We start from the raw sequence: 6,900 nt of genomic DNA, 5'->3' as shown, positions 1-6,900 counted from the left end.
GCTCGGGGCGGGATCAGCCGCTCGGGGCGGGATCAGCCGCTCGGGGCGGGATCAGCCGCTCGGGGCGGGATCAGCCGCTCGGGGCGGGATCAGCCGTTCGGGGCGGGCGTTTCCCGCCCCGAACGGCGAAAGGCGCCCCGAAGGCGCGCGACGCGACGGGGGGGGGTCGCCGACCGTCCGCAACCCCCGCGCGATGTCGGAGGGCGTCGGTAGCGTGAGCGGCATGAGCGAACGCGAATACGACCTCATCGTCATCGGTGCCGGCCCCGTCGGCGAGAACGTGGCCGACTACGCCACACAGGCCGGGCTCACCGCCGTCATCGTGGAGTCCGAGCTCGTCGGCGGCGAGTGCTCGTATTGGGCGTGCATGCCGTCCAAGGCCCTGCTGCGCAGCGCAGCGGCCCTGCGCGCCGCACGCGACGTCGACGGCGCGAAGCAGGCCGTCACCGGTGAGCTCGACATCGCCGCCGTGCTGCGGCGCCGCGACACCATGACCAGCAACTACGACGACTCCGGCCAGGTCCAGTGGCTGCAGAGCGCGGGAATCGACCTGGTGCGCGGTCACGGCACACTGACGGGCGAGAAGGCCGTGCGCGTCACGGCCGCCGACGGCACCACCACCGACCTCGCCGCCCGCCACGCTGTCGCGGTCTGCACGGGATCGGCGGCGCTCCTGCCCGACATCCCGGGTCTCGCCGACATCTCCCCCTGGACAAGCCGCGAGGCCACCGCGGTCGAACAGATTCCCGCCTCGATCGCGATCGTCGGCGGAGGCGTCGTCGGCGCCGAGATGGCGACCGCGTTCCAGAGCCTCGGCTCGCAGGTCACCATCATCGCGCGATCCGGGCTGCTCGGCGGCAACGAGCCGTTCGCGGGCGAGCTCGTCACGGCGTCTCTGCGCGACCGCGGCGTCACCGTCAAGACGGGCGCCGACACCACCGCGGCGCACCGTGACGACGAGGGGCGCGCCGTGCTCGAGCTCTCCGACGGCACCACCGTGGTCGCCGACGAGGTGCTCGTCGCGGTCGGTCGCACGCCCCGCACGCACGACCTCGGGCTGGGTGCCCTGGGACTCGGGGCCGGCGATTGGCTCGACGTCGACGACACCCTGCTCGTGCGCGGCTTCGACTGGCTGTACGCCGTGGGCGACGTCAACCACCGCGCGCTCCTGACCCACCAGGGCAAGTACCAGGCCCGCGCCGCGGGCGGCGTCATCGCCGCGCGTGCCCGAGGTGGCGAGGTCGACGACGCCCCCTGGGGCGCGCACGCGGCCACCGCCGACCACGGCGCGGTACCGCAGGTGACGTTCACCGATCCCGAGGTGGCATCCGTCGGCCTCACCGCTCAGAAGGCGGAGGAGCAGGGCATGAACGTGAAGGTGCTCGACTACGACCTCGCGAGCATCGCCGGCTCCAGCGAGCAGTCCGACGCCTACGTCGGCAAGGCGCGCGCGATCGTCGATCTCGACCGCGGCGTCCTCGTCGGCGCGACGTTCGTCGGCCCCGACATCGCCGAACTGCTCCACTCCGCCACCATCGCCGTCGTGGGCGAGGTGCCCGTGAAGCGTCTGTGGCATGCCGTGCCGTCGTACCCCACGGTCAGCGAGGTGTGGTTGCGTCTGCTCGAGACCCTGGGACGCGATTCCGCCTGACCGCGAGAGCGCGGGGTCGGGCGGCGTCGCTCAGAGCCGGGCGGTGGCGTTTCAGACGCGCCGAGAAACGCCGCGTCCTGCGAGACACGGCTTCTGTCAGCGTTCCTCACTCGCCGATGCGTTTCTCGTCGAGACGGAGGGGCTGTGCGCGACGCCTTCTCGCCTCTGATCGTCGCTCGGCGTATGGTCGCAGCATGCCTCGCACCGTCGCCCTCATCCGTGGTGTCGGAGGACCCACGGCGTTGAAGATGCCTGCGCTGCGCGAGGTGCTGGCATCCGCGGGTCTGGGCGAGGTCGACACGCTGCAAGTCGCCGGAAACGTCGTGCTCGACGACGCGGGCCGCTCCCCCGGCGAGATCGCGACCCTCATTCGCGAGAGCGTGCGCGAGGCGTTCGAGTTCGACCTGCCCGTCATCGTGCGCTCGCACGCGGAGCTCTCGGATACGCGCGCTCGCAATCCCTTCGCCGACGCCGCCGAGGGCCGGTGGGTGCAGACGGTGTTCCTCGCGGAGCCGCCGGTCGGCGGGACGACCCTCGAGGTGCCCGCGCACTACCCCGAGGAGGCGGTGCTCGACGGCCGCGAGGTGTTCGTGCGCTATCCCGAGGGCATCGGCGGCTCGAAGCTGCAGGCCGGGTGGTTCGAGAAGAACCTCGGCGTCACCGGCACGGCGCGCAACGCCAACACCGTGTCGAAGCTCATACAGATGAGCGCCTGAGTCCCCGGACGTCGTCCGCGTCGACTAGGACACGGTCCCCCGCTGGCTCGGGCGCGACCGTGCCTTTGCTGCGCACACACAGCGCGCCACGCCGCCGCTGCTCCCACCGCCCGGTTTGGGGCGCGAATTGTGTCTTCGGGGCGCACATCACCCACCCCAACGCACAAATCACGCCCCAAACGCGCCCGCCCCACGCTCCAACGCACGCGAACGCCCGCGCAGACCCCGCATCCACACGCCCACGAGCGCACGACGAGCGCTGGGCCCGCCCGCCGCCGCATGACCACGCCACCGCATTGGGGCGCGAACCATGCCTTCGGGGCGCACATAACCCGCCCCAACGCACAATTCACGCCCCAAACGCGCCCTCACGAACGCACACCCGGCGTCGGCACGCGCGAGCGACGACGCCCGCCCCGCGCCACCGCGTCAGTGGAAGAAGTGACGCTCCCCGGTGAAGAACATCGTGACGCCCGCCGCGCGCGCGGCGTCGACGACCTCGGCATCCCGTACCGAACCGCCGGGCTGGATGATCGCCGAGATCCCGGCGTCGATCAGCACCTGCGGGCCGTCGGCGAAGGGGAAGAACGCGTCGGAGGCCGCGATCGAACCGGCAGCCCGGTCCCCCGCCCGCTCGACGGCGAGACGGCACGAGTCGACGCGGTTGACCTGGCCCATGCCGATGCCGACCGTGGCCGAGCCCTGGGCGAGCACGATCGCGTTCGACTTCACCGCGCGGCACGACTTCCACGCGAAGATGAGGCTCTCCATGTCGGCCTCGGCGGGGCGCTCACCCGAGACGAGCTCCCAGTCCTTCGCGACCGATTCGATGTCGTCGGGGAAGCGGTCGGCGTCCTGCAGCAGGAGGCCGCCCGACACCAGGCGCACGTCCATGCGCTCGCGCTGCCAGTCGGCGGGCAGGCGCAGCACGCGGAGGTTCTTCTTCAGCGCGAACACCTCGAGGGCCTCGGGCTCGAAGTCGGGGGCGATGATGACCTCGGTGAAGATGTCGCGCAGGTTCTCGGCCATCTTCAGCGTCACGGTGCGGTTGGCCGCGATGACGCCGCCGAACGCCGACACCGGGTCGCACTCGTGAGCGCGCAGGTGCGCCGAGGCGATGGGGTCGAGGGCGTTCGGGGCGGCGACGGCGATCCCGCAGGGGTTCGCGTGCTTGATGATCGCCACGGCCGGCTTGACCATGTCGAAGGCCGCGCGGAGCGCCGCATCGGCGTCGACGAAGTTGTTGTACGACATCTCCTTGCCCTGCAGCTGCGTGGCCTGGGCGATGCCGTGTCCGCCGACGCGGGAGTAGATCGCGGCGCGCTGGTGCGCGTTCTCGCCGTACCGCAGCGTCGACAGGCGCTCGGCCTGGATCGTCAGGTGCGCGGGCAGGTCGATGTCGTCGCCGAGCGTCCCCTCGGCGAACCAGGTCGACACGGCGGTGTCGTACGCGGCGGTGTGCGAGAAGGCGCGGGCGGCGAGCTCGCGGCGCTGCACGAGCGAGGTGCCGCCCTGGGTCTGGAGTGCGTCGATGATGGCGGGGTAGGACTCGGGCGAGACGACGATGGCGACGTTGGCGTGGTTCTTCGCCGACGCGCGCACCATGGCGGGGCCACCGATGTCGATCTGCTCCACCACATCGTCGCCCTCGGCACCGGATGCCACGGTCTCGACGAACGGATAGAGATTGACGACGACGAGCTCGAAGGGGCGGATGTCGAGCTCCTCCAGCTGCGCCTCGTGCGACGCGAGCCGCAGGTCGGCGAGCAGGCCCGCGTGCACCTTGGGGTGCAGGGTCTTCACTCGTCCGTCGAGCGACTCGGGGAACCCGGTCACGGAGGAGACGTCGGTGACCTCGAGGCCGGCGTCGCGCAGGAGCGTGGCCGAGCCGCCGGTCGAGACGATCTCGACGCCGGCACCGGCGAGCGCCTCGCCGAGTCGCAGCAGGTCGGTCTTGTCGCTCACCGACACCAGAGCGCGGCGGATGGGGACGACGTCGCGGGGACGGTAGTCGGCGGGGTCGTGGCGGGGTCCGGCCATGGCTTTCGGCTCCTGTGTCTCGAGTCGGATTCGGGTGCGCGACGGGCCGGCGCCCGCCGGCGGGTCAGGCGGTTCGGGATGCCGTGGCGGCGAAGTCGAGTTCACCCTCGGCGATGCGCCGTACGACGTCGATCAGCAGACGTCGTTCGACGGGCTTAATGCGATCGTGCAGCGCGTGCTCGTCGTCGCCGGGCAGCACGGGGATGCGCTCCTGGGCGAGGATCGGGCCGGTGTCGACGCCCGAGTCCACCACGATGACGCTCGCTCCGGTCTGGGCCACGCCCGCGGCGAGCGCGTCGCGCACCCCGTGAGCGCCCGGGAACTCAGGCAGATACGCGGGGTGGGTGTTGATGATGCGCGGCTCCCACGCGGCGACGAGGTCGGCGGGGAGCAGACGCATGAGACCGCTCAGCACGACGAGGTCGGGCTGCCAGACGGCCAACTGGGCGCCGAGCTCGGCGCCCCACTCCTCGCGGGAGGCGAAGGCGTCGTAGGGAACGAGGAAGGTCGGGATGCCGAAATGCTCGGCGTGGGCGAAGCCGTCGGCCTCGCGATCCGCACCGACCGCGATCACGCGCGCCGGGAAGTCGGAGGCGGATGCCGCCTCGAGCAGGGCGCGGAGATTGGAGCCGGCGCCGGAGATGAGAACGGCGACCGTGAGCACGCGCCCAGTCTACGCGGGTGCGTCGACGCCCACAGGAGGGCCGGATCGGGCGGAGGCGCGGGTACACGCGACCGCTCGTCCGCGGCGAGGCCGTCCGGGCATCGTGTCAGCGCCCATCGTCCCCGCGGTCGTCGGTGGTGTCCGTCTCGGCCGCCGCCCAGGCTGCGCGGATGCGGGCCCGCACGTCCTCGTCGGAGGGAACGGCGTTGGAGGCCTTCGAGGCCTTCGAGGGGAGCTCGTCGTCGGACGCGTCGTCCGGTGTGGGGATCGGGGATCCCGCCGCCCCGACCGACGCCCCGCGGCCCGTCGAGGCCGCACCCGCCGGCGAGCCCCGGCCGTCGGTCCGCTCCAAGGCGTCGCCCCACGAGGGCGCTCCAGGTGATGCCTCGGTCGGCGTGCCGGCATCCCGAGCCCAGGAGCCCGACGTCGCGGCATCCCGATCCCCGGGGGCCGATGTCGTGGAGTCGGGACCCCGGGAAGCCGATGCCGTGGCATCCGGAACACCCGAAGCCGACGACCACGCCCACGATCCGGCGTCCGCGCGCGCGCCCGACAGCGCGGGCGACGCCTCCGCGGGGGAATGCCACGCGAGGTCGTCGTCGATCGCGTCTCCGCCGCTTCGAGGGCTCAGCAACAGGATGGCGAGGCCGACCAGCACCTCCAGTCCCAGCGCGAGGGCGAGCGGGCCGGGTTCGGGCCCCGTGTCGGCGAGGCGTCCGGGTCCGATCGAGCCGGTCGAGGCGAGGGCGGCCAGCGCACCGACACCCCCGGTGAGCACGGCGACCGCGGCGGCCACGACCAGACGCGGGCCGAACGGGTCGGGACCGGTGATCCGCGGCATCCGGGACCGCAGCATCCAGCCGGCCATCGCGCCGACGCCGACGGGGAGGAGCACGAGCAGCAGCAGCCACGACGAGGTCGAATCCGGGACGGCGCCCAGCACCGGGATGCCGGGGAGCGCGCCGACCTGTGTCGCCGCCGGGGTGACGGCCGTGTCGGTCCCCAGGGCGAAGCCGGGACCGGCGGTGAAGGCCACGGCCCACAGCACCAGGGTGGGCAGGTACATGAGCTGGCCGAGGGCGATGACGATGGCGCCGATGGTGTCGGCGTTGCTCGCCTGGTACAGGCCGATCACCTGGGAGCCGCGGGCGATGAGTCCGGCGACCACGACGACTCCGCCGACGGCGACGAGTCCGAGGGTCGTGAGCGCGACTCCCCGCACGATGAGGGCGGGAACGTCGGCCCACGCGTGCGGGAGCCTTTCGATGCGACTGCGCAGGGCGTCGACCGGTCCATCATCGCCGACCCTCCACGCGGTGGTGAAGGCTCCGATGAACGAAGGTACGAGGAACAGCAGCGACGGCAGAAGGATGGCGAGCCAGACCTCGGATGCCACCAGCTCGGCGTTCGCGGTGAGGCCGACGAGCGCGGCGATCCCGGCGAAGACCACCGACCCTGACAACCAGCCGGTGAGGGCCGCTCCCGCCTCGGCCGCGCGGGCTCCCGAGCGGGCGGCGAACAGCGCGGTGAACGCCGCGAACGCCAGCGGCGCCAACGACAGGGTGAATGTCGCGAACGTCGGGTCGATGCCGGTGGCGGCGAGATAGGCGTCCGGCAGGGTGAGGGTGACCGACACGAGGTGACCGAGGTGCCAGACGGCGGCCGAGGCCGGCCACAGCGCACCCCATTCGGGGTCTCCCACGCCGAACACCCACAGCAGGGCGAGGGGTGCGAAGATCACCGCGATGCCGCCCGCGGCGGCCAGCACGGCGTCGAGGGCGGCGAGGAGGGCGACGAGAAGGCGATGCATGGGCGAATGGAAACCCTAC

General features: G+C 72.4%; 5 protein-coding genes. 2 read left to right on the top strand and 3 right to left on the bottom strand.

The genetic code is table 11. The annotated features are described in order from the left end of the window. Nucleotides 1-223: 223 nt before the first annotated feature. Both MT347_RS02760 and MT347_RS02755 read left to right on the top strand, forming a co-directional pair. Nucleotides 224-1,651 (top strand): NAD(P)/FAD-dependent oxidoreductase, encoded by a 1,428-nt coding sequence (locus MT347_RS02760; RefSeq protein ID WP_243497877.1) that lies wholly within the window; start codon nt 224-226, stop codon nt 1,649-1,651. Nucleotides 1,652-1,845: 194 nt separating this feature from the next. Further along, entirely contained in the window at nt 1,846-2,367 is a 522-nt protein-coding gene (locus tag MT347_RS02755; protein ID WP_243497876.1) for a DUF1697 domain-containing protein, read from the top strand. A 429-nt stretch (nt 2,368-2,796) separates the two neighbouring features. Here the strand turns inward: MT347_RS02755 and purH are convergent, their stop codons facing one another. The 3 genes from purH to MT347_RS02740 all read right to left on the bottom strand — a co-directional run bounded on the left by purH (nt 2,797) and on the right by MT347_RS02740 (nt 6,881). Further along, a complete protein-coding gene (gene purH / locus MT347_RS02750; protein WP_243497875.1) occupies nt 2,797-4,407 on the bottom strand; it encodes a bifunctional phosphoribosylaminoimidazolecarboxamide formyltransferase/IMP cyclohydrolase in 1,611 nt (536 codons plus the stop codon). Nucleotides 4,408-4,471: 64 nt separating this feature from the next. Next, nucleotides 4,472-5,071: a phosphoribosylglycinamide formyltransferase gene (gene purN, locus MT347_RS02745; protein WP_243497874.1), complete on the bottom strand. Its 600-nt coding sequence runs from the start codon at nt 5,069-5,071 to the stop codon at nt 4,472-4,474. A gap of 106 nt (nt 5,072-5,177) precedes the next feature. Next, nucleotides 5,178-6,881, bottom strand: a complete 1,704-nt coding sequence (locus tag MT347_RS02740) for a DUF6350 family protein (RefSeq protein WP_243497873.1) — start codon at nt 6,879-6,881, stop codon at nt 5,178-5,180. Between the last annotated feature and the right edge of the window lie 19 nt (nt 6,882-6,900).

Source organism: Microbacterium sp. VKM Ac-2923 (assembly GCF_022815605.1).
Lineage (GTDB): Bacteria > Actinomycetota > Actinomycetes > Actinomycetales > Microbacteriaceae > Microbacterium.
Note: the sequence above shows the minus strand (reverse complement) of the source record. Positions and strands in the feature narration are given on the sequence as shown.